General features: G+C 71.7%; 18 protein-coding genes and 1 riboswitch. Of the genes, 14 read left to right on the forward strand and 4 right to left on the reverse strand.

Annotated elements, in window-relative coordinates; translation table 11 throughout:
- Positions 1-56: 56 nt before the first annotated feature.
- Positions 57-266, forward strand: coding sequence for a hypothetical protein (locus ABZ374_RS29180; protein WP_360316377.1), 210 nt, complete (start codon positions 57-59; stop codon positions 264-266).
- A 6-nt stretch (positions 267-272) separates the two neighbouring features.
- The gene (locus tag ABZ374_RS29185) at positions 273-929 is read left to right on the forward strand and encodes a VanZ family protein (protein ID WP_360316379.1); all 657 of its coding nucleotides are present in this window, start codon (positions 273-275) and stop codon (positions 927-929) included.
- 20 nt (positions 930-949) lie between these two features.
- Here the strand turns inward: ABZ374_RS29185 and ABZ374_RS29190 are convergent, their stop codons facing one another.
- Complete coding sequence (locus ABZ374_RS29190; protein WP_360316382.1) at positions 950-2,596, reverse strand: DNA repair helicase XPB; 1,647 nt, start codon at positions 2,594-2,596, stop codon at positions 950-952.
- Positions 2,597-2,893: 297 nt separating this feature from the next.
- Between ABZ374_RS29190 and ABZ374_RS29195 the strand changes: the two genes are divergently transcribed.
- Positions 2,894-3,778, forward strand: coding sequence for an ABC transporter ATP-binding protein (locus ABZ374_RS29195; protein ID WP_360316385.1), 885 nt, complete (start codon positions 2,894-2,896; stop codon positions 3,776-3,778).
- The gene (locus tag ABZ374_RS29200; RefSeq protein WP_360316388.1) at positions 3,775-4,620 is read left to right on the forward strand and encodes a hypothetical protein; all 846 of its coding nucleotides are present in this window, start codon (positions 3,775-3,777) and stop codon (positions 4,618-4,620) included. Before ABZ374_RS29195 ends, ABZ374_RS29200 begins: the two co-directional genes overlap by 4 nt.
- Before the next feature lie 561 nt (positions 4,621-5,181).
- Here ABZ374_RS29200 and ABZ374_RS29205 read toward each other — a convergent pair.
- Positions 5,182-7,599 (reverse strand): helicase-associated domain-containing protein, encoded by a 2,418-nt coding sequence (locus ABZ374_RS29205; RefSeq protein ID WP_360316391.1) that lies wholly within the window; start codon positions 7,597-7,599, stop codon positions 5,182-5,184.
- 227 nt (positions 7,600-7,826) lie between these two features.
- On the opposite strand from ABZ374_RS29205, the gene ABZ374_RS29210 reads away from it, so the two are divergent.
- From ABZ374_RS29210 to ABZ374_RS29225, 4 genes are all read left to right on the forward strand, one after another.
- Entirely contained in the window at positions 7,827-8,879 is a 1,053-nt protein-coding gene (locus tag ABZ374_RS29210; protein ID WP_360316393.1) for a hypothetical protein, read from the forward strand.
- A gap of 189 nt (positions 8,880-9,068) precedes the next feature.
- On the forward strand, positions 9,069-10,457 hold the full coding sequence (locus ABZ374_RS29215; protein WP_360316396.1) for a hypothetical protein: 1,389 nt from the start codon (positions 9,069-9,071) through the stop codon (positions 10,455-10,457).
- A 341-nt stretch (positions 10,458-10,798) separates the two neighbouring features.
- Entirely contained in the window at positions 10,799-11,821 is a 1,023-nt protein-coding gene (locus tag ABZ374_RS29220) for a DUF916 domain-containing protein (protein WP_360316399.1), read from the forward strand.
- A 43-nt stretch (positions 11,822-11,864) separates the two neighbouring features.
- A complete protein-coding gene (locus ABZ374_RS29225; RefSeq protein ID WP_360316401.1) occupies positions 11,865-13,034 on the forward strand; it encodes an LPXTG cell wall anchor domain-containing protein in 1,170 nt (389 codons plus the stop codon).
- A gap of 43 nt (positions 13,035-13,077) precedes the next feature.
- On the opposite strand, the gene ABZ374_RS29230 is transcribed toward ABZ374_RS29225, so the two are convergent.
- Positions 13,078-14,544, reverse strand: a complete 1,467-nt coding sequence (locus tag ABZ374_RS29230) for a trehalose-6-phosphate synthase (protein ID WP_360316403.1) — start codon at positions 14,542-14,544, stop codon at positions 13,078-13,080.
- 205 nt (positions 14,545-14,749) lie between these two features.
- On the opposite strand from ABZ374_RS29230, the gene ABZ374_RS29235 reads away from it, so the two are divergent.
- Complete coding sequence (locus ABZ374_RS29235; protein WP_360316406.1) at positions 14,750-15,154, forward strand: peptidase inhibitor family I36 protein; 405 nt, start codon at positions 14,750-14,752, stop codon at positions 15,152-15,154.
- Positions 15,139-16,080 carry a hypothetical protein gene (locus ABZ374_RS29240; RefSeq protein WP_360316408.1) on the forward strand — a complete coding sequence of 314 codons (942 nt, stop codon included), beginning with the start codon at positions 15,139-15,141 and terminating at the stop codon, positions 16,078-16,080. The genes ABZ374_RS29235 and ABZ374_RS29240 overlap by 16 nt, the downstream gene beginning before the upstream one ends.
- 31 nt (positions 16,081-16,111) lie before the next feature.
- Here the strand turns inward: ABZ374_RS29240 and ABZ374_RS29245 are convergent, their stop codons facing one another.
- Positions 16,112-17,089 carry a glucosyl-3-phosphoglycerate synthase gene (locus ABZ374_RS29245; RefSeq protein WP_360316411.1) on the reverse strand — a complete coding sequence of 326 codons (978 nt, stop codon included), beginning with the start codon at positions 17,087-17,089 and terminating at the stop codon, positions 16,112-16,114.
- A gap of 192 nt (positions 17,090-17,281) precedes the next feature.
- Positions 17,282-17,433, forward strand: a riboswitch (SAM riboswitch).
- Between the two features lie 16 nt (positions 17,434-17,449).
- Between ABZ374_RS29245 and thrC the strand changes: the two genes are divergently transcribed.
- The 4 genes from thrC (at position 17,450) to groL (ending at position 21,769) form a co-directional block, all read left to right on the forward strand.
- The gene (thrC, locus tag ABZ374_RS29250; RefSeq protein WP_360316414.1) at positions 17,450-18,724 is read left to right on the forward strand and encodes a threonine synthase; all 1,275 of its coding nucleotides are present in this window, start codon (positions 17,450-17,452) and stop codon (positions 18,722-18,724) included.
- Positions 18,721-18,999, forward strand: coding sequence for a MoaD/ThiS family protein (locus ABZ374_RS29255; RefSeq protein ID WP_360316416.1), 279 nt, complete (start codon positions 18,721-18,723; stop codon positions 18,997-18,999). The genes thrC and ABZ374_RS29255 overlap by 4 nt, the downstream gene beginning before the upstream one ends.
- A 421-nt stretch (positions 19,000-19,420) precedes the next feature.
- Positions 19,421-19,624: a cold-shock protein gene (locus ABZ374_RS29260; RefSeq protein WP_020557826.1), complete on the forward strand. Its 204-nt coding sequence runs from the start codon at positions 19,421-19,423 to the stop codon at positions 19,622-19,624.
- 519 nt (positions 19,625-20,143) lie between these two features.
- Positions 20,144-21,769 carry a chaperonin GroEL gene (gene groL / locus ABZ374_RS29265; protein WP_020557825.1) on the forward strand — a complete coding sequence of 542 codons (1,626 nt, stop codon included), beginning with the start codon at positions 20,144-20,146 and terminating at the stop codon, positions 21,767-21,769.
- Positions 21,770-21,932: the final 163 nt, after the last annotated feature.

A 21,932-nucleotide genomic window follows, 5' to 3' on the forward strand; every position in this document is an offset into this window, starting at 1 on the left:
AGCGGGCGCCCTGGTGCTGACGCGCCCGTTATGTCGGTCCGCATAGCGTCGGGGACATGAGCACGATGACGCATCTCCCCGCCCCCCATTCGTTGCGGATGCCGAAGCTGCGCGGCTCCTCCGCCGCCGAGATCCCGTTCACCGAACTGGTCCGCGCCCGGCTGCGTCGGCCCGCCCACCTCACCGCGACGGTCGCGCGCGGCGCGTGGGTGTTCACCGGCACGGCCGTTCGAGTCACCCTGCTCGGCAGGCATGCCGTGCCGTGACCCGGCATGGTCCGACTGCGCGCGGGCAGACGTCCGCTCGGGCAGCCGAATCGACACTCGGGGGTGGACACGGTGGACGACCCGTTCGGGACCGAGGACGCGCGACCCGGCACCGCCGCGAAGCCCGCCGATGCCGCCGACGGCCCCCGGCCCACCCGCACCCGTGCCGCACGCGTGCTGCGCGCCGTCGCGATCGGGTTCGGCGTGCTGGCCCTGGTCGCCTTCGCACTGGTGCTGGCCCGGGTGACGCTCACCCCACAACCCGATTCGCAGGACCTGGTCACCGGCAACACCGACCCGGGCAACTCGATCCGGTCCTACCTGGACCGCCCCGAAGTCCGGGACGCGATCCGGCAGATCGGCGGCAACCTGGTGTTGTGCACGCCGCTGGGCGTGCTGCTCCCGGTGGTCTCCGCCCGGCTGCGCGGCCCGCTGCGGATCCTGCTCGCCGTCGGCGTGCCGATGCTCGTGGTCGAGGCGGTGCAGGGCCTGTTCGTCGTCGGCCGCGCGTTCGACATCGACGACGTGATCCTGAACGCGAGCGGCGCGGTCCTCGCCTACCTGTTCCTGGGCCGGCACCTGGCCGCCCGGGTTCACCCCCGCCGCACCCGCCGGCGACGGGAGCGACCCCCGAAGGCCCTGGAGAAGCGCCCGATCGCGTGACCGAACGCCCCGCCCGTCGACTACTTCTGCTTGTCCAAATCGTCGGAGTCGACGATCCGGTACGCGTAGCCCTGTTCCGCGAGGAACCGTTGCCGATGAGCGGCGAAGTCCTGATCGATGGTGTCGCGCGCGACCACCGAGTAGAACCGCGCGCCCCGGCCGTCCGCCTTGGGCCGAAGCACCCGACCGAGCCGCTGCGCCTCCTCCTGCCGCGAGCCGAACGAGCCGGACACCTGGATGGCCACCGTCGCGTCCGGCAGGTCGATCGAGAAGTTCGCCACCTTGCTGACCACGAGCGCCTGCACGGCACCGGTGCGGAACGCGTCGAACAACCGCTCGCGTTCCTTGTTGGTGGTCTCACCCTTGATCACCGGCGCGTCCAACACCTCGCCCAACTCGTCGAGTTGGTCGATGTACTGGCCGATCACCAGGGTTTGTTCGCCCCGGTGCTGCTCGACCAGCTCCTTGACCACACGGGTCTTGCTCGCGGTGGTCGCGCAGAAGCGGTATCGCTCCTCGGGCTCCGCGGTCGCGTAGGCCAGCCGCTCGGTCTCGGTCAAGGTGACCCGCACCTCGACGCAGTCGGCCGGCGCGATGTATCCCTGGTTCTCGATCTCCTTCCACGGCGCGTCGTAGCGCTTGGGACCGATCAGCGAGAACACGTCGCCTTCGCGACCGTCCTCGCGTACCAGCGTCGCGGTCAGGCCGAGCCGACGACGGGCCTGCAGGTCGGCGGTGAACCGGAAGATGGGGGCGGGCAGCAGGTGGACCTCGTCGTACACGATCAGGCCCCAGTCCCGGGAGTCGAACAGCTCCAGGTGCGGGTAGACGCCCTTCCGACGGGTGGTCACCACCTGGTAGGTGGCGATGGTGACCGGCCGGATCTCCTTGCGGGTGCCGCTGTACTCGCCGATCTCGTCCTCGGTCAACGAAGTGCGCTTGACCAGTTCGGACTTCCACTGCCGAGCCGAGACCGTGTTGGTGACCAGGATCAGCGTGGTCGCCTTCGCGGTGGCCATCGCCGCCGCACCGACCAGCGTCTTGCCCGCGCCGCACGGCAGCACGACCACCCCCGAGCCGCCGTGCCAGAAGCCCTCGACCGCCTCCTGCTGGTACGCCCGCAATCGCCAGCCGTCCTCGGCCAGGTCGATCGCGTGCGCCTCGCCGTCCACGTAGCCCGCGAAGTCCTCGGCGGGCCAGCCGAGCTTGAGCAGCACCTGCTTGATCTGGCCGCGCTCGGAGGGGTGCACCACCACGGTGTCCGGGTCCACCCGCGCACCCACCAGCGGAATCATCTTCTTGCTGCGCAGCACCTCCTCCAACACCGCGCGGTCGGTGCTGGTCAGCACCAGGCCGTGGGTGGGGTGCTTGGACAACTGGAGCCGCCCGTAGCGGCCCATCGTCTCGGCGACGTCCACGAGCAGCGCGTTGGGCACCGGGTAGCGCGAGTAGCGCAGCAGCACGTCCACGACCTGCTCGGCGTCGTGGCCCGCAGCGCGCGCGTTCCACAGGCCCAGCGGGGTCAGCCGGTAGGTGTGCACATGCTCCGGGGCGCGTTCGAGTTCGGCGAACGGAGCGATCGCCCGACGGCAGTCGGCGGATGCCTCGTGCCCCACCTCGAGGAGCAGGGTCTTGTCGGACTGGACGATCAGCGGGCCATCGGGCACGGGCCAACCTTTCCGCATGGTGGAGGGGACGGGACCAACAAGTCTCAACCATCGGCGCGGCGACCGTGTTCCGAAAACCGTTTGTCATCGGCAGGAGCAGGCTCCAGGGGCCGTACTGCCCAGGGAGGAGCGCCAGACCCATCCTTACGGAGGAACACACAAACCGGCCCGTCTACCTACCCTGGATACTTGATGGCGCAACAAAAGTCGTCGGCCTCCGACGATCGGGTTCCCCGTCCCGATCGCCCCGCCGCCGAGACCCCCGAGCACGCCGGCGCACCGACCACTGGTCCCGCCGTGTCCACGCGCGCCCTGACCCGGGACTACGGCGGCGGCACCGGCATCTTCGGCATCGACCTGGCGGTGCCGCGCGGCTGCGTATACGGCCTGGTCGGGCCGAACGGCGCGGGCAAGACCACGCTGTTGTCGATCATGGGCGGCACTCGGCGGGCGGATTACGGCGAGGTGCTCTTCGGGGTCGACCGGCGCCGGGTCGCAGTGTCCACGGACGTGCCCGAATTCGAACCGTGGCTGACCGCGTCCGAGGTGGTCGAACTGGCCGGAAACCTCGTCGAACGACGGCTGCCCCGGGAGAAGGTCAAGGTCGCGCTGCATCGCACCGGGCTGTCCGGCTGCGCCGAGCGCAAGGCCGGCTCGCTCTCGCGCGGCATGACGCTGCGTCTGGGCCTGGCCGCCGCCCTGGTGGCGGACCCCGAACTGCTCATCCTGGACGAGCCCACCTCCGCGCTCGACCCGCGCGGTCGGGCCGACGTGCTCGATCTGGTGGCGAGTCTGCGCGAACACACCACGGTGGTCTTCTCCAGCCACATCCTCGCCGACGTACAGCGGGTCTGTGATCAGGTGGGCGTGATGCGCGCGGGCCGGCTGCTCTACCAGGGGTCCACCGCCGAGCTGGTGGACACGCACATGCGGCCGAGCTGGCTGGTGCGGGTGCGGGGCGGCGGCACCGATCTGTTGCGCGCGTTCGCGGCGGAGAGCTGGGTCGCGCGTGTGTCGTCGTTGCGGCCCGGGCTGTTCCGGGTCGAGGCCCGGTCGCTGGAGGCCGGCGAGCGGCACCTCGCCGAGGTGCTCAGCCGCAGCTCGGCCCGGGTGGTCTCGGTCGCGCCGGAGGAGTCCGACCTGGAGGCGGCGTTCCTGTCCATCACCGGTGGTCCGCGATGACCCGGTCCGGCGCCGTGCAGGCGCCCACGACGACCCAGCCGACCGCGTCCGCGGTGGTGGCCGGCGTCGATCGTGTCCCGCGCGGGCCGCGCCGACTGGGGCTGTGGCGGCTGGAGTGGCTGCGGCTGGTGCGTACCCGGCGGTGGTTGTTGCTCGTGATGGCCTATCCGGGCCTGGGGCTGATCGGCCCGGTGTTCGCCAGGCACCGCGATCGCATCGTCGAGGCGCTGCACATCGACGCGGTGGCGCCGGCGGGCGGGATGCGCGCGGACAGCGGGATGGCGGTGTACACGTACGGCGTCGGCCAGGTCAGCGTCCTGGTCGGGCTCGCGCTGATGGCGAGCGCCCTGGCGGTCGACCATCGACCCGGCCTGGCCGCGTTCCATCGCACCCGGATGCGCCGCCCGCGCGATTTGGTGTTGCCCCGGTACACGGTGACCACGGCGGCGGTCTCGCTGGCCTATCTGCTGGGCAGCCTGATCGCGTGGGCCCAGGTGCACTGGATGTTCGGGCCGCTGCCGGCGAAGGCGGTCTTCTACGGGTCGCTCTACGGGATCGTCGGCGTGGTGCTCGAACTCAGCGTGGTCGCCGCGATGGCCGCGTGCCTGCGCCGGCCGGTGGCGATTTTTGGCGCGACCCTGGTGAGCTTCGTGGTGATGCCGCTGGCGGCGTTGTGGCGGCCGTTGCAGAGCTGGTTGCCTTCGCAGCTCTTCAACTCGCAGATCGATTTGCTGCGGGGGCATACTCCTGGGGAGTATGTCGACAATTTTGGGTTGTCGGTGGTTTTGTCGGGATTGTGTGTTTGGCTGGCGGTTTGGCGGATTGGGCGGCGGGAGATGTGAGGGGGGTTTGTCGGGGGGTTGTGGGAGGGAGTTGCCGAGGGGTTGTTTCGGTGGTTTCGGTGGTTTCGGTGGCGGGGGCGTAGCGAGCGGGTGGGGCTGGGACGCGGGCCGAGCCCGGCAGCGGGGGCGCGAGCGCAGCGAGCCGGTGGCGCCGGTCGCGGGCCGAGCCCCGGCAACCAGACCGAGATCGCGAGCGCAGCGAGCCGGAAGGCGCCGGTCGTGAGGTGAACAGCACGACCGGACCGGGGTCGTGAGCGGAGCGAGCGGGGTGGGCGTCGGTCGGCGATGCGGCGTTGCTTCTTGTTGGGCGCCTTCGGCGCCGGCTCGCGAGGCACCACTTTTTTGTTCCGTCGCGGGCTCCTCCACAAAAAAGTGGCCCCTCGCTCGTGACTTCGTGTCCCTGCGCTTCGCTCCGGGCCACGAAGTCTTTGTTTTGCGGCTCCGCCGCTCTCCGCGCTGCGCGCGTCGATCACGAGGTCTTGGCCGCCTCGGGGGCGCTGACGCGCCTGGGGGTGGGGGCTTGGGGGTGGGGGCTTGGGGGTGGGGGCTTGGGGGTGGGGGCTAGGTTGTTTCGGCTACGCCGGTGATGCGGTGTAGGGGGTAGGTGTGGATTTCGCCGGTGCCTTGTTCGTGGGCGGTTACGTAGCCGCCTTCCAGGCGGAGGGGGACCACGATGTGTTGGGTGGCTCGGCCTTCGCGGGTTACGTGGCCGATCCAGACTGCTCGGCGGTCGGCGTGGGCTGCCTGGAGGGCCAGGAGGGTCTCGGCGGCCGAGGTGCGGGGGAGTTCGATCGGTTCGCCGTCGCGGTCCGTGCCGTCGTCGGCGCGGCCGGTGGCGGCGGCGTCGCCTGCGCGGATCGCGGTGACGGCTGCGCCGAGGAGCGCCTCGCCGGGGGCCGGGGGCTCGCCGGCGACCCGGGGCGGGGCCGAGCGCGGCGGGGTGCGTCTGGTGTCGGGGCGGGTCAGTACCAGGTCGCCGGTGGCGGACTCGGCGACCGGCGCGAAGCCCATCCCGCGCAGCTTCTCCAGCACCAGGTCCGGGGCGGACTCGGCGGCCAGCACGGTCGGGGCCAGTCGGCGCAGCCGCAGTCCCGCGGCCCGGCGGTCGGCGAGCAGTTCGCCCAGCAGCGCGTCGTCGTCGCAGCGCAGGAAGGCCCCCGCCGTGCCGACCCGAATCCGGCCGTGTCGGCGGGCCACGTCGTCCACGAGGTAGCCGAGCGGTTGCGGCACCGGGGTGCGCGAGTGGGTGGCGAGCAGGTGGTGCAGATCGGCCGCGGTACGACCGGCGTCCAGCGCGCGGCGCACCGACGTCTCGGTGAAGCGGTACACGGTGGCGCCGCCGGTGGACTCCACCTCGGCGGCCAGGTGCAGTTCGTGCGCGAGGTCCAGGACCAGCGGGCCCGGGGCCACGGCGGTGAGGTCGGCCTGGAGGAAGACGTAATCCAGCGGCTCCGGGAGCAGCGGGGTCAGCGCGTCGCCCGCCTCGTAGACCCGGCCCTCGGCCAGCGTGCGGGCGTATCCGGCCAGCGCGCCCCGCCCGGTGATGCCGAGCAGTTCGGCCTCGACCAGCATCGCCCGGAACAGCTCCTCGGGCAGCCGCGCGGCCCGGATCGGCTGATGCCAGGTCAGATGCGCGAGCAGCGAGTCGGCGTCGGTGGCCGAACCCGGCGGCAGCGCGGCGAGCGTGGTCAGGATCCGGCGCCGCACCTCGGGCGCGGCGGTGCGGTCCACCTGCATGCCCAGCGCGCCGATCGGGCGGTCCTTGTCGTCGCGCGAGCCGACCAGCGAGGGCACCCGGGTGGTCTCCAGCCAGGTGCCGGCGAGTGCGGCCCAGCGGGTGCCCACCGGGGTGCGCCGCCAGGTGTCGTACGCGGGGGTGGGCAGCCACTGCTCGTCCGGTTCGCCGTCGCCGGCGACCAGGCCCATCGCGTAGGCCAGTTCCAGCCACAGCGCGACCTCGGCCTCGGGCGCGTCCAACTGCACCGCGGTGCGCTTGAACTCGCGCATGCCCAGGCCGCCGGCCCGCAGCACGGCCGGGCCGCCGGTGCTCCACGCCTCCAGCAGGTCCTCGACCCGACGCACGGCGGTGAACGCGGAGCCGGCCGCCAGGCTGTCCACAGCCTGTGGATCGTGCTCGCGCGTGGGCAGCTCGGGCGGCGCGGGCTCCGGGGTCCGGTGCACCCGGCCACCGCGCAGGTGCAGCGCGACCTCGCGCGGCAACACCACCGCGTCCGGGCCCGCCGGGACCAGCAGTGCCCGGGCCAGCAGCCACTCCACCGGGGTACGCGCCGCGTCGGCGCGCACCGGCCGGTCCGCGCCGCGCACGCTGCCCGCGGCCGGCCCCCAGACCAGCTTGTCCAGCACCTCGCGGGCCGCCTCGGGAGCCTGCGCGAGCAGTGCGTCCAGCCGGGTCGGGTCGGTGAACAGGTCGGTGATCGCCGCGATCGCGGAGACCGCGTCGTGGCTGGAGCCCAGCCCGAGATCGGCGAGCACCTCCTGGAGCCGGGACGGCGCGGTCGGGGCCGCCGCGCCGGCCAGGGTCGGGCCGAGCCCGGCCGGACTCGCGCCGACCAGGTCGCGCACCGTGCGCACCACCCGCAGCGCGTCGTCGGGGCCCCACAGCAGGGCCTGCTCACGCAGGTTGGCCACCGCCCCGGCGAGCAGCTCGGGGTCCACGCCGACCAGGGTGTGCAGGCGGGCCGCCGCGAAGCCGTCGGGCAGCACCACCGCGGCGTCGACCACTTGGAGGGTGAACCGGTCCAGCCGCTCCAGGGCGCGCGCGATCGAGGCCCGCGTGGTGGCCCGGGTGGCGAGCTGGGTCAGGTCCACCGGGACCGGCGAGGTCAGGTCCGGCCGGGCCCGCAACAACGCGGCGAGGGCCGCGTCGGTGCGTCCGCGCAGATCCTCGGCGAGCGTCCGGGGGCCGGACTCGGCGAGCCGATCGGCCTCGGCACGGGTGGGCGACGCAGACGTGGTCATCCCATCAACGTTAGACGGTCCGCCCGCCGATGATCACCGGTCCCGCGATCCCGGTGCCTCGCGGCGGCCGAATATCGGCCGCCGGCGGCGGCTCGGGCGGTCCGGGCGATCACCATTTCGGTCAACCCCTCGCTCCGCTACGCCCGCGCCCCTACGCTGAGTTGTCGCTTTACCGATGCAAGCGTCGTGCCGATGCGACGATCCTTCGGCAGGGGTGGGGTGGGGGCGTGAACTTCGAGAGCGATCATCTGGTTCTGCAGTACCTGGGCGAGGTCGGCGACGCCGCCCAGCGCAGACTGCGTCCCGCCGACCGGGCCCGGCTGGTGGAGCGGTTGCGCAGCCAGATCAACAGCGAGCGCGAGCGGCTGAACGCACACACCCCCGGCACAGTGCAGGTCGTGCTGGATCGGCTCGGCAGCCCCGAGGCCGTGGTCGGACACGAGTTGTACCGGCTCGGCGATCTGCGCACCGCCGGGGCCGACGACGGCGCGGGCGCGATGTCGATGCGAGGTTCGCGCTACGCCACGGTGGCGCGGCAGATGGGTTTTCGCGCGGACGCGACGCCGATTCCGGCCATCCCGGATCCGTCCCGCCCGCAGCCGGCCGCGCCGCCGCCGGCCGCACCGCCGGCGCCTCGGGTCTCCCCCGAGGCGGCCCCGGCGGCGGCCGGTCCGCCCACGCTCGCCGAGACCGCGGCCGGCGGCGCCGCGACCAAGCCGGTCCCGCTCGCGGATCCCGACGAGGAGCCGCTGTGGTGGCGGACCCCGCCGGAGGGCGGGACGCCGGAGCGCCCCGGCCCGGACGTGTACGGCGACGGCTCGCTGCACGCGCCGGCGTATCCGATCGGTGTGCTCTCGGACTCGTCGGCGACCTGGGACGACGAGGAGTCGCTGACCGAACCCACGCCGGCCCTGGGCATGTTCGGTCCGGGCGCGCTGCGCACGCAGGTGCGCGAGGTGTTCGCGATCGCGATGATGGCGATCGGTGCGATCGTCGCCTCGACCGTGGTGGTGCTGCTCGGCTACCTGGTGGTCTTCACCGCGGGCGCGTGGTCGCTCAAGGAGCGGCGGTTCGCCGCCTTCTACGTCCCCGGCGCCACCGCGCTGGCGTTCGCGATCGGCATGTGGCTGCGCGCCACCGGGCACCTGGGCACCGATCTGGCCCGGGACGAGGCGTGGGATCGCTTCGGCGAGCTTTTGCCGGCAATGGTCCGGATAGCCGCGATCGCCGCGTCCGCGTACCTGTTGTGGCGACTGAATCGGCGCCGGATCACGGCGTAGGCACGGGAATACCGCCCGTATTCGGGCCGGTCCGGGTGTGACGTACTCCGCTGTCGGAGCGCCGTACCCGCTCTTTACGATCCCATTAATTAGGTTAGCCTTACCTCCTCTGCATCGGACGGCGCCCGGACCTACCGCTAATAGGTCCGGGCGCCGCCCTGTGCACACTGCCAGATGGAGGAGCCAAGGATGACGAACGGAGCGCGGCCCCAGCCCGCGAACCGCTTGATCCGCTTCGGTGCGATAGGCACGACCGCCGCGCTGGCGATGGCCGGCGTGAGCCTGGCCTCGCCCGCGCAGGCCGCCGGAACCCCGTCCGTGAGCGTGTCGCCCAACGTCGACATCAACCCGGACGGCGCCACGATCACCGTCAACGGCACGGGATTCGACAAGGTGCGCAACTCCGGCAACGGGGTCTACGTCCTGTTCGGTCCCAAGATCGACGACTACTACACCAACGCGGGGGCCTACAGCGCCCAGGCGTGGGTCGCGGGCAGCAAGATGAGCGCCGACGGCGCCTTCACCACGACGCTCGACGTCAAGGCGAAGTACACCGACGGGAACGGCAAGGAGGTGGACTGCCTCAAGCAGGAGTGTCGGGTCGTCACCTTCGCCGCGCACGGCGCCAGCATGACCGACCGCAGCCAGGACACCTTCACGCCGGTCGCGTTCAAGAACAACACGCCGGCCGCGCCCAAGCTCGCGGTGACCCCGGTCAGCGGAGCCGACCCGGCCGGGCAGACCTTCACCGTCACCGGCACCGGCTTCGACCCGGTCCGCGACGGCGGCAACGGCATCTACGTCGCCTTCGGCCCCAAGGGCGCCGACTGGAACACCAACCCGGCGCCGTACCAGGCGACCAAGTGGGTGCGCACCGCTCCGTCCTCGCCGAGCCAGGCCAAGCTGAACGCCGACGGCAGCTTCACGCTGACGCTGGACAACATGAAGGCCAAGTACAAGAACGCGAACGGCGTCGACACCGACTGCTCGGTCACCACGTGCAACGTGGTCACCTTCGCCGCGCACGGCTCGCCCGACCGCAGCCAGGACACCTTCCTGCCGGTCGCGTTCAAGGCCGTGACCGTCCCGCCGGGCCCCGGCACCGGCTACCAGGTGATCACCACCGACGTGCAGGGCGGCCCGCTGACCCTGGGCGTCGGCGGCACCGACGTCGCACTCCCGGGCGTCACGCTCAACGGCAAGGACGCCTTCACCGGCGGCGCGCTCAACCCGCTCACCGTCTCCGACGCCCGCGGCACCAACGCGGGCTGGACGCTCACCGGCCAGGCCAGTGACCTGACCGCCACCGGCGGCCGGATCGTCGGCGACAACCTCGGCTGGACCCCCACCGCGAAGTCCGTCACCGGCACCCTGCCCACCGGCGGCACCGCACCGCAGGTCACCCCGGGCGCCAAGGCCGAGCCCGGCACCGGCCTCGGACAGCCCCGCACCCTGTGCTCGTCGGCCGCGGGCGCCAGCGCCGGTTCCTTCGAATGCGGCGGCGCCCTCAAGCTCGGCGTCCCCGGCATCACCGTCCCCGGCACCTACACCGGCACCCTGACGCTGACGCTGATCTGACCCCGGCGCCCCAAGGAACAGCGACACCCGTCCCCCGACCCCAACCCGTCGGGGGACGGCCCCGCCCCACCCCCATGCACGCCCCACCCACGCACCACACCCACCCGCGCCGCACCCCCGGCGCGTCAGCGCCCCCGACCCAGCCCGCCCCGTGATCGACGCGCGAAGCGCGGAGAGCGGCGGAGCCGCAGAACTTTGACTTCGCGGCCCGTAGCGAAGCGAAGGGACACGAAGTCACGAGCGAGGGGCCACTTTTTCTCGGAGGAGCGCCGGCGGGGGAGAGAAAAAGTGGTGCCTCGCGAGCCGGCGCCAAAGGCGCCCAACAAAGGAGCCACCCCCCCATGCGCCCCGCCGCCCGCCCATTGCCCACCCTGCCCACCCTCCTGGCCCTCCTAGCCCTCCTGCTCCCCCTCCTGGCCTCCGCCACCCCCGCCCAAGCCGCCGACGAGTTCACCTGGGGCGTGCAACCGGCAGGCGGGCGCGACCACTTCGTCCTGACCGCCGCGCCGGGCCGGACCCTGGTCGACGTGGTCGGCGTGTCCAACTTCGGCGACAAGCCGCTGACGCTGCGCGTGTACGCGACCGACGCCGTGCTCGCCGCCGACGGCGGAATGACCCTGCTGACCGCCGCCGAACGGCCGAAGGACGTCGGCGCGTGGATCGGCTTCGACGCCGAGTCGTACACGGTCGAGCCGGGCAAGCGCGCGGACATCCCGTTCCGGCTGACCGTCCCGGCGGACGCGAGCCCCGGTGACCACACCGGCGCCATCGTCGCCTCGATCAAGGCCGAGGCGACCGGTCCCGGGCAACAGCGGTTCGACGTGGACCGGCGTGTCGGTGCCCGGATCTACCTGCGGGTGGACGGCCCCGCCGTGCCGCGACTGGCGATCGAGGACCTGCGGCTGTCGTACGACAACCCGATCGCGATGTTCGGCGGCGCCGAGGCGGTCGTGCGCTACCGGGTGCGCAACACCGGCAACGTCCGCACCACGGCGGGGGTCGAGACCACCGTCTCCGGGCTCGGTGGTTGGCGACTGGGCGGCCCCGCCCGAGCCGCCCTGCCCGAGTTGTTGCCGGGAGCCACGCACGAGGTGGTCCAGCGCTTCGACGGTGTCTTCCCGGCCGGTCGACTCACCGCGGACGTCAAGGTCACCGGCAACCCGGCGACCGTGACCACGAAGTCGACGAGCGTATGGGCACCGCCGTGGTTGCTGCTGGGCGCGATCACGCTGCTGCTCGGCGCGCTGATCGCCTACGGCGTGACGGTGCTCCGTCGCCGCCGGCGCGTCGCCACCGAAAAGGAGGCCGCCCTCGCGAAGGACGCCGCCTCCCCCACCGAAGTCACCGCCGACCCGACCGGCTGAGCACCCGCCGTCGCGTCGCCGCCCCGATCCACCAGGAGCCGACATGCACACCTCCCACCGCCTTCGTCGCGCCGCAGGCTCGGCCGCCGTGCTCGGCCTGGCCGCCGCCGGCGTGCTCGGCGCCGCCGCCGGCGCCTCGGCCGCACCCGCCGACACCCGCGCCGAGAGCCCGGCCACGCCCACCGCGACCGCCTCGCGCAACACCGCGCTGGCCCCGGCCGGCGACGAGATCACCGTCGTCGGGCGCGGCTTCACCCCCGGCGCCCGGGTCACCGTCGCGCTGTACGCCGGCGACACCGTCGACCGGGCGGGCAGCCGCACGCTCGCCGCCGACGGGCAGGGCGTCGTCGCGACGCCGCTGCGGGTGGGCACCGGATTCGCCCCGGACGCACCCGCGTTCGAGGTCCGGGTCGGCGTCGACGGCGGGCCGACCGCCAAGGTCGCGGTGACCTTCGCCGCACCGGCACCGGGCGGCACTCCCCGATCGTTGCGCGCCGCCGCACCGGCGGCCTCGGCCCAACTCGGGCAGGCCGCCCCGCAGGCGGCGGCCGGCGGCGCCAAGCTGACCGTCACGCCGAGCACCGGCCTCGATCCGGCCGGCGCGTCGATCACGGTCTCCGGCTCCGGCTACGCGGCCGGCAGCGGCAACGGGATCTACGTGGTGTTCGGCCCCAAGGAGGCCGACTGGACCACCAACGCGGGCAACTACGGCGCGTCGAAGTGGCTCAAGGCGTTCGGTCCGGGCGGGATCAACCCGGACGGCACGTTCTCCGCCACCCTCACCGACGTCAAGGCCACGTACAAGAACGGCGCGGGCAAGGACGTCGACTGCCTCAAGACCGAGTGCTACGTGCTGACCATGGCCGCGCACGGCTCGCCCGACCGCAGCCAGGACGCGTTCGTCAAGGTCTCCTTCAAGGGCGGCTCGGGCACGACCGGATCGGGCACGACCGGCGGGTCCGCCGGCACCACCGGCGGCACCTCGGGCACCGGCACGACCGGCGCGGCGACCACCGGCGGCGGCTCGACCGGCGGCACCGCCGCGGGCACGAGCGGCACGAGCGGCGGCGACGCGGGCAAGTCCGGCGGCGGCAGCCTGCCGCTGACCGGACCGGCCGGCCTGGTCGGCGCGAGTGTCCTCGGCGTCACCCTGGTCGGCGCCGGCACGGCCGCCGTACTGACCACGCGCCGCCGCCGCAACAACACGCCCTAGGCAGTCGCCCGCGCCCGCCGGCTCGACCGACGGGCGCGGGCGACTACTTGCCCAGCGCGTCCAGTTGCTCCAGGAACCACTGTTGCGGGTTCAGCGCGACCGCTGCGGCGGCCAGCCGCCTGGTGCGCCGCAGCCGCTCGGCGGAGTCCATCGTGAGCGCGGTGTGCAGCGCCTCGGTGGTCTGCGACACGTCGAACGGGTTGATCACGATCGAGTCCGCGCCCAGTTCCTCGAACGCGCCGGCCTCGCGCGAGAGCACCAGCGCACAACCCCCGTGCGCCTCGTCCAGCAGCGAGACCACCGGAATCTCCTTGGCGACCAGGTTCATCCCGTCCCGGATCGGGTTCACCAACGCGACGTCGGCCAGCCGGTACGCCGCCAGCGAGCGCGGGAAGTCGTCGTTGACGTGCAGGATCAGCGGCTGCCAGTCGCCGGTCCCGAACTCGTCGTCGATCTCCTTGGCCACCCGCTGCACCGCCGCCGTGTACTCGCGGTACTCCGGCAGGTCGTGCCGGGAGGGATAGGCGAACGCGACGTGCACCACCCGACCGAGCCATTCCGGTCGGGTGCGCAGCAGTTCGCGATAGGCCAGCAGGCCCCGGACGATGTTCTTGGACAGTTCGGTCCGGTCCACCCGGACGATCACCCGCCGATCGCCGACCACCTCGCGCAGTCCGGCGAGCCGGGTGTCCACGTCGGCACGCGACGCCCGCTCGCGCAGGAACTCGCCGTCCGCACCCAGGCCGTGCACGCCGATCTCGGTCACCCGGCCGGCGTGCGTGACGGTCATCGCGTCCCGGTCCACCACCGCGCCGAGCACGTCCGCGCAACAGTCCAGGAACGCGAGCGCCCAGCGCCGGGTCTGGAAGCCCGCGTGGTCGGCGCCGAGCACGCCCTCCAGGACGAACCGCGCGATGTCGTCGGGCAGCAGGCGGAAGTAGTCCGGCGGTGCCCACGGGGTGTGCGCGAAGTGCCCGATCCGCAGATCCGGGCGCAGTCGGCGCAGCAGCACCGGCACCAGGGTCAGGTGGTAGTCCTGCACGACCACCTTGGCGCCCTCGGCGGCCTCGTCGGCCAGCGCCTGCGCGAACGCCTGGTTGTATGCCTCGTAGGAGACCCACTCCTTGCGAAAGCGCGCGTCGAAGACCGGCTTGGACGGGGTGTCGTAGAGCAGGTGGTGGACGAACCACAACGTCGAATTCGCTATGGCGTTGTACGCCCGGGCGAAGGTGCCCGGGTCGATGTCGAGCATCCGCACCGCCAGGCCGCCGGTGTCGTGACCGGCGAGATCCAGCCGGCCCGAGGGCGCCGCCCGGGTCGCGGTCCGGTCCGCCTCGCCGAGCGCCGAACACACCCATACGGCGCCGGTCCCCTGCCCGGCGGTGGACAGCCCGGACACCAGTCCGCCGCCGCCTCTGCTCACCGAGAGCGTGCCGTCGTCCTCCAGTGAGAAGGACACGGGACCACGATTGGACGCGACCAGGACACCGGCGGGAGGGGGAGCACTCATGCCCCGACCCTAGCCACGCATCCCGGTGCGCAAACCCGGCCCGATCGTGCCCCCGACTCGAACGGTGTGGCGAGTATCACGTGTCCATGTCATTACCGGGAGTAGCGAGGGTGTGCTTTCTCTTGACTCGTCGGGCCGATCCCACTCGCATGCGACGGGCCCGGCACCTCGGGCATGCGGGCAACGGGGCAAGGGGGAATCGGATATGCGCAGCAATCGTGGGCTCGGTGCGGGCGCCGTGGCCACCGCACTGGTCCTCGCGGCCGGCGCCACGCCGGCGGTCGCCGAAGGGGACGGCGCGTGCAACGACGGGGACGCGTGTCTGTACTACAACTCGAACACCAAGGGCGCGCGTTTCGACCATCGGTACAACCTGTCGAACTACGCCGGTTACACGTTCATGCGCTCCCCGGACGGCGGCAGCGGCACGGGGGTGCCGGTGAAGAACCACGCCGCGTCGGTGTGGAACAACGACCCGACGCACGTGCTGCGGATCTACTACGGCAGCAACTATCAAGGTCCGATGCAGGAGATCGGCCCGAAGTCGACGGCCAATCTCGACCCGGCGCTGAAGAACAACAACGCGTCGGGCAGTTGGACCGCGCAGTAGGGCGCCCGCGCCACGCGCCGGCCACGATCGCGCTGCTGTGCCTCGCGCTGGCCGGCTGCACCGGGGCCGGCGACCGCGCCGACCACCCACCCGCGGCCGACCGCGCGTCGGGCGCCCCGCCGCCGGCGGCGACCCCGGTGACCGGCGACGTGAGCGGGCTCGACCTGCCGATCGCGGCCTACCTGCCGACCCCGGAGCAGCGTGCCCGGCGGGCCTCGGCCGAGCTGGTGCTGATCCGGGACTGCCTGGCCCCGCTGGGCCTGACCTACCAGGCGCCGCCGGCCGCGGCCGGTGGGCCGGTGTCGAAGTCGCGCACCGAGCGCCGGTACGGCGTGGGCGACGCGGTCGAGGTGGGCACCTGGGGCTTTCGGCCGCCGGGTGCCGTCGCCGGCGGTACGGACAAGCCGAGCGGGCCGGCGCCGAGCCGGGAGCTGGCGGTGGCGCTGTACGGCGAGGCGGGCGCGGACGGGGTGCCGCCGGATCCGACCGAGGGCCGCGATCGGCCGGGGCCGGGCTGCCTGGGCCGGGCGCGGTTCGCGCTGGGCGTGGATCCGGCGCTGGAGCGCGCGGCGCTGCCGGGTCGACTCGACGTGGAGTCGTTCGAGCGATCGCGGGCCGATCCCCGGGTGCTTCGGGTGTTGGCGCAGTGGTCGACCTGCATGCGCGCGAAGGGGTTCGACTACCCGGACCCGTTGGCGGCGGGCGGTGATCCGGCGTGGGACACGCCCACACCGAGCGCGCGCGAGATCGCCGCGGCGAGGGCGACGGTGGCCTGCAAGACGCAGTACGACGTGGCGGGCACCTGGTACGCGGTCGACGTGGCCTATCAGCGGCAGGCGATCGAGCGTGAGGCGGTGGCGCTGGCCCGGGTGCGGGCGAACGAGGAGGAGTGCGCCCGCCGGGTCGGCGCGGTGCTGGGCGACTAGGGCCTGTCCGGCGGCCGGCCGGAAATCGCCCTCAGCGGTCGACCAGGCGGGTCCGCGCGCGGTACTCGGGCACGGTCGTCATCGGCGGCCGTTCCCGGGCCGCGACGTCGTGGGTACGCAGCCGGAAACCCTCCTCGTCCCGCTCGAACTGGGTCAGCGCGGTGCTCAGCTCGTCCGGGTGCGCGCCCGTGGGGCCGCGGCGCAGTCGACGCTCGACGGCCTGGAGTATCTCCGCCGCCATCCGGCCGAGCCCGGCCTCGTCCTGGTGGCTGTGTCGGCGCACGCCCACATCCACCTGGGCCATCGCGTCCAGGCCGACCAGGCGCAGGGTGTCCACGAGCATCGCGGTCTCGATGCCGTAGCCGCACGGGAAGGGCAACTGTTCCAGGAGCGAGCGCCGGGCCGCGTATTCGCCGCCGAGCGGCTGGACGAAACCGGCGAGTTCCGGCCAATGCAGATTCAGCAGCGGGCGTGCGACCAATTCGGTGACCCGGCCGCCGCCCGCGGGCACGATCGTGTCGCCGATCTCCAGCGGCCGGTCGTACATGGCCTTGACCAGTTGCACCGAGGGGTCGGTCAGCAGCGGGCCCAGGATCCCGGTGACGAAGTCCGCCGAGAAGTCCTTCAGATCGGCGTCCACGAACGCCACGATGTCGCCGTCGGTGACCAGGAGCGAGCGCCACAACACCTCGCCCTTGCCGCGCACGGTCGCCAGCGTGGGCAGGATGTCGTCGCGGTGCACGACCCGGGCGCCCGCGTCGGCGGCGACCCTGCCGGTGTCGTCGGTGGATCCGGAGTCGACCACCACCAGCTCGTCCACCAGCGGCGATCGCTCGATCAGCTCGGTCCGGATCACCTTGACGATGTCCCCGACGGTCGCCGCCTCGTTCAACGCGGGCAGGACGACGCTGACCCGGGTGTCGCGTTTGGCGTCAAGAAGCTTGTCGACGGGCCAGTCGGCGGCGACGGAGGACCGTCGTCGAAGCCAGGCGCTCACCTCGGGCTGCACGTTCGAATTCCCCTGTCGTCGCCGGTGCTCCGGCCTCGGTCGCGGCCACCCTTTATCGTCTCGCGAGGTGGACCGGATGATCGACGCGGCACCGGTTCGGTTACAGTCGTCGTCACCGGATACGACGATCGCACGTCGAGCCGGACAAACGCGGACCGGCCACCTTGCGAAGGGTGTGTCCACCGCCATAGCAGCTCATCCAGAGGGGCAGAGGGAACGGCCCGTTGAAGCCCCGGCAACCATCCGATCGTCATTCCTCGTGACGCGCTTTCGGCGCGAGCGAGCGCCGGCGGTCGGACAGGTGCCAAGTCCGGCCCGTGGGACCCCACGGGTAAAGATGAGGACAGAAAGGCCCTCGCCATGGCGACACCCACCGCCACCCGCTCCACCAGCGCCACCTCCACCCCCTTCGGTCCGGCCGTCGCGCTGTCGTGTCGCGAGTGCGGCGAACGCACCGAACTCGGCCCGAAGTACGCCTGCGAGTCCTGTTTCGGCCCGCTCGAGGTCGCCTACGACTTCGGCACCGTGACGCGCGAGCAGATCGAGGCCGGCCCGCAGAACATCTGGCGTTACGCGCCGCTCCTGCCGGTCTCGGCCGACGTCGCCTCCCGCCCCAATCTGAACCCCGGTTTCACCAAGCTCGTCCGGGCCGAGAACCTGGGCCGCGAGCTGGGCATCGCGAAGCTCCACGTCAAGGACGACTCGGGCAACCCGACGCACTCCTTCAAGGACCGCGTGGTCGCGATCGCCGTCGAGGCCGCCCGCACCTTCGGTTTCACCACCCTCTCCTGCTCCTCCACCGGCAACCTGGCCGGCGCGGTGGGTGCCGCCGCCGCTCGGGCGGGCCTGCGGAGCTGCGTGTTCATCCCGGCCGACCTGGAGGCCGGCAAGGTCGTCACGGCGGCCGTCTACGGCGGCGAGCTGGTCGCCATCGAAGGCACCTACGACGAGGTCAACCGGTTCTGTTCGGAGCTGATCGGCGACCCGGCCGGTGAGGACTGGGGCTTCGTCAACGTGAACCTGCGGCCGTACTACGGCGAGGGTTCCAAGACGCTCGCCTACGAGATCGCCGAACAGCTCGGCTGGCGACTGCCCGAGCAGATCGTGATCCCGATCGCGTCCGGTTCGCAGCTCACCAAGATCGACAAGGGCTTCCGCGAGCTGATCGCGCTCGGCCTGGTCGAGGACGCGCCGTACAAAATCTTCGGCGCGCAGGCGACCGGGTGCTCCCCGGTGGCCGCCGCGTGGAAGTCCGGCCACGACGTGATCCGCCCGGTGCGGCCGGACACGATCGCCAAGTCGCTCGCGATCGGCAACCCGGCCGACGGCCCCTACGTGCTGGACGTGTGCAAGCGCACCGGCGGCGCGGTGGAGGACGTGACCGACGCCGAGGTGGTCGAGGCGATGAAGCTGCTGGCGCGCACCGAGGGCATCTTCGGCGAGACGGCGGGCGGCGTGACCGTCGGTTGCCTGCGCAAGCTGCTCGCGTCCGGCGCGCTGGACCCGGACGCCGAGACGGTCGTGCTCAACACGGGCGACGGCCTCAAGACGTTGGACGCGGTCACGCCGACCACCGGCGCCACCGCGACCATTCGACCCACTCTGGATTCCTTCCGAAAGGCCGGCCTGGCATGAGCGTCTCCGTTCGCATCCCGACGATCCTGCGCACCTACACGGGCGGGGCGGCCGAGGTGTCCGCCGAGGGGACGACCCTCGCCGAGGTTCTGGGTGCCTTGGAAAAGGACCACGCCGGAATTCGCGCGCGCATCCTCGACGACGAGGGCAAGCTGCGTCGCTTTGTGAATCTGTACGTGGACGACGAGGATGTGCGCTTCGCGGACGGGCTTGCCACGGCGATCCCCGACAAGGGCACCGTTTCGATCATCCCGGCGGTCGCCGGCGGTTGCTGACGCGATAGGCCGACGGTCCCGATCTTCATCGAGTCGGGCCCGAAACGGAACCGAGAAATCCGCCGTCCGGGGCTCCGGGCGGCGGATTTCTTGGTCTCCTCGAAGTTGTGCGTTACACGTGTTTAAACAGGTCCATTTCCGCGCTTTGGCGGCGACGCGTCGGTAAACCCGTGGTCGGGATCACATCCGTTTTGTGCAGAAAGTCGCTTTCCTGATGAATTGAAATACGGCCTTCATGACAATTCGCGAGGAATGCGAGTTTTATTCACTCGGGAATTGTCGTCCGATTGACCTGTTGCTCCGGGCATCCGTCCGGATACATTCAGCCGCGGTCGTAGCGGAAGGCCGGGTCCTTCTGGATACGAACCCGGAGCTGCGACGTGCAGTATCCGTGAAAGGGCCAGTAACAGGGGAGTTAGGAATGGCTCAGGGCGCCGTCAAGTGGTTCAACGCGGAGAAGGGGTACGGCTTCATCGCGGTCGACGGTGGTGCGGACGTTTTCGTCCACTACAGCGCGATCCAGATGGACGGGTACCGGACGCTCGAGGAGGGGCAGCGAGTCGAGTTCGAGATCTCGCAGGGGCAGAAGGGGCCGCAGGCCGACATGGTCCGCGTCACCGCCTGAACCAGGGAGCAATCCGCTCCTCTGCTTGAAACGGTCCACACACCACGGACTGCACGACACACCGCAGCACACATCCTGTCCGATCTCCCGTTCTCCCCGCCGATCCCTCGTCGGATCGGCGGATCGGGTTCGATCGGTGACCGGGGCCCGGCCTTCCCGCCACGCGGGGGCCGGGCCCCGGTCGTTGTGCGTCCGGGCCCGTGCCCGCGTCCGGCCCCCGGCGCGCGGGCGCCCCGTCGCGCGGGCGATCACGGTGGGCGCGACCCCGCCGGACCCGGCCCCACGTGCGACACGCGCGGGGGTACGCGCGGAGGGGTCGGGACCCGCCGTTGCGCTTGCACTCGGCATGGTCGAGTGCTAATCATTGGCGTTAGCACTCTGGATGTGAGAGTGACAGAAACGGACCGGGCCGGTGAGGCTCGGCACCCGTGAGGGAGGGATCCTCGCGGTGGTCGGGTCGTCCGTCGCGGGCGCCAGTGCGGTCCGGCACTCACCCCCGTTCTGGGAGGACTTCACCACATGGCCAAGATCATCGCGTTCAACGAGGAAGCGCGCCGCGGCCTCGAGCGCGGGATGAACCAGCTCGCCGACGCCGTCAAGGTCACGCTGGGCCCCAAGGGCCGCAACGTCGTGCTCGAGAAGAAGTGGGGTGCGCCCACCATCACCAACGATGGTGTGAGCATCGCCAAGGAGATCGAGCTCGAGGACCCGTACGAGAAGATCGGTGCCGAGCTGGTCAAGGAGGTCGCGAAGAAGACGGACGACGTCGCCGGTGACGGTACGACGACCGCGACCGTCCTCGCCCAGGCGCTCGTTCGCGAGGGCCTGCGCAACGTGGCCGCCGGCGCGAACCCGATGGCCCTCAAGCGTGGCATCGAGAAGGCCGTCGAGGCCGTCTCCGAGCAGCTTCTCGCGCTTGCCAAGGACGTCGAGACGAAGGAGCAGATCGCCTCCACCGCCTCGATCTCCGCCGCTGACCCCCTGATCGGCGAGATGATCGCCGAGGCCATGGACAAGGTCGGCAAGGAAGGCGTCATCACCGTCGAGGAGAGCAACACCTTCGGTCTCGAACTCGAGCTCACCGAGGGCATGCGCTTCGACAAGGGCTACATCTCGCCGTACTTCGCGACCGACATGGAGCGCATGGAGGCCGTCCTCGAAGACGCCTACGTGCTCATCGTCAACTCGAAGATCACCTCGGTGAAGGACCTCCTCCCGCTGCTGGAGAAGGTCATGCAGTCGGGCAAGCCGCTCATGATCATCTCCGAGGACGTCGAGGGCGAGGCCCTGGCCACGCTCGTCGTCAACAAGATCCGCGGCACCTTCAAGTCCGTCGCCGTCAAGGCCCCGGGCTTCGGCGACCGTCGCAAGGCCATGCTCGGCGACATCGCCATCCTCACCGGTGGCCAGGTCATCTCCGAGGAGGTCGGCCTCAAGCTCGACACCGCGGGTCTGGAACTCCTCGGCCGCGCCCGCAAGGTCGTCGTCACCAAGGACGAGACCACCATCGTCGACGGCGCCGGTGACTCGGACCAGGTCGCGGGTCGGGTCAACCAGATCCGCGCCGAGATCGAGAACTCCGACTCGGACTACGACCGCGAGAAGCTCCAGGAGCGCCTGGCGAAGCTCGCGGGCGGCGTGGCGGTCATCAAGGCCGGTGCCGCGACCGAGGTCGAGCTCAAGGAGCGCAAGCACCGCATCGAGGACGCGGTGCGCAACGCGAAGGCCGCCGTCGAAGAGGGCATCGTCGCCGGTGGTGGCGTGGCCCTGCTCCAGGCGTCCACCATCGCGTTCGACAAGCTCGAGCTGGACGGCGACGAGGCCACCGGCGCGAACATCGTGCGCCTGGCCGTCGAGGCCCCGCTCAAGCAGATCGCGGTCAACGCCGGCCTCGAGGGCGGCGTGGTTGTGGAGAAGGTGCGCAACCTGACCCCGGGTCACGGCCTCAACGCCGCGACCGGCGAGTACGTGGACCTCATCGCCGAGGGCATCATCGACCCGGCGAAGGTCACCCGTTCCGCGCTGCAGAACGCCGCGTCGATCGCCGCGCTGTTCCTGACCACCGAGGCCGTCATCGCCGACAAGCCGGAGAAGAACCCGGCCCCGGCCGGCGGCGCTCCGGACATGGGCGGCATGGACTTCTGATCCGCTGAGGGTCGCCGGACCCGCACGGCCGGTCGTTCGACGAACGAGGCGGTCCCCTTCGGGGGGCCGCCTCGTTCGCGTTTCCGCGTGTTCGCTCGTTCGAGTGGGGGTGGCGACTTACCCTGAAATGGTCTCCGGGCGGCCTTGGCGTCGTTCTCGTACG

Source organism: Embleya sp. NPDC005971 (assembly GCF_040629175.1).
In the GTDB taxonomy this organism is placed as follows: Bacteria; Actinomycetota; Actinomycetes; order Streptomycetales; family Streptomycetaceae; genus Embleya.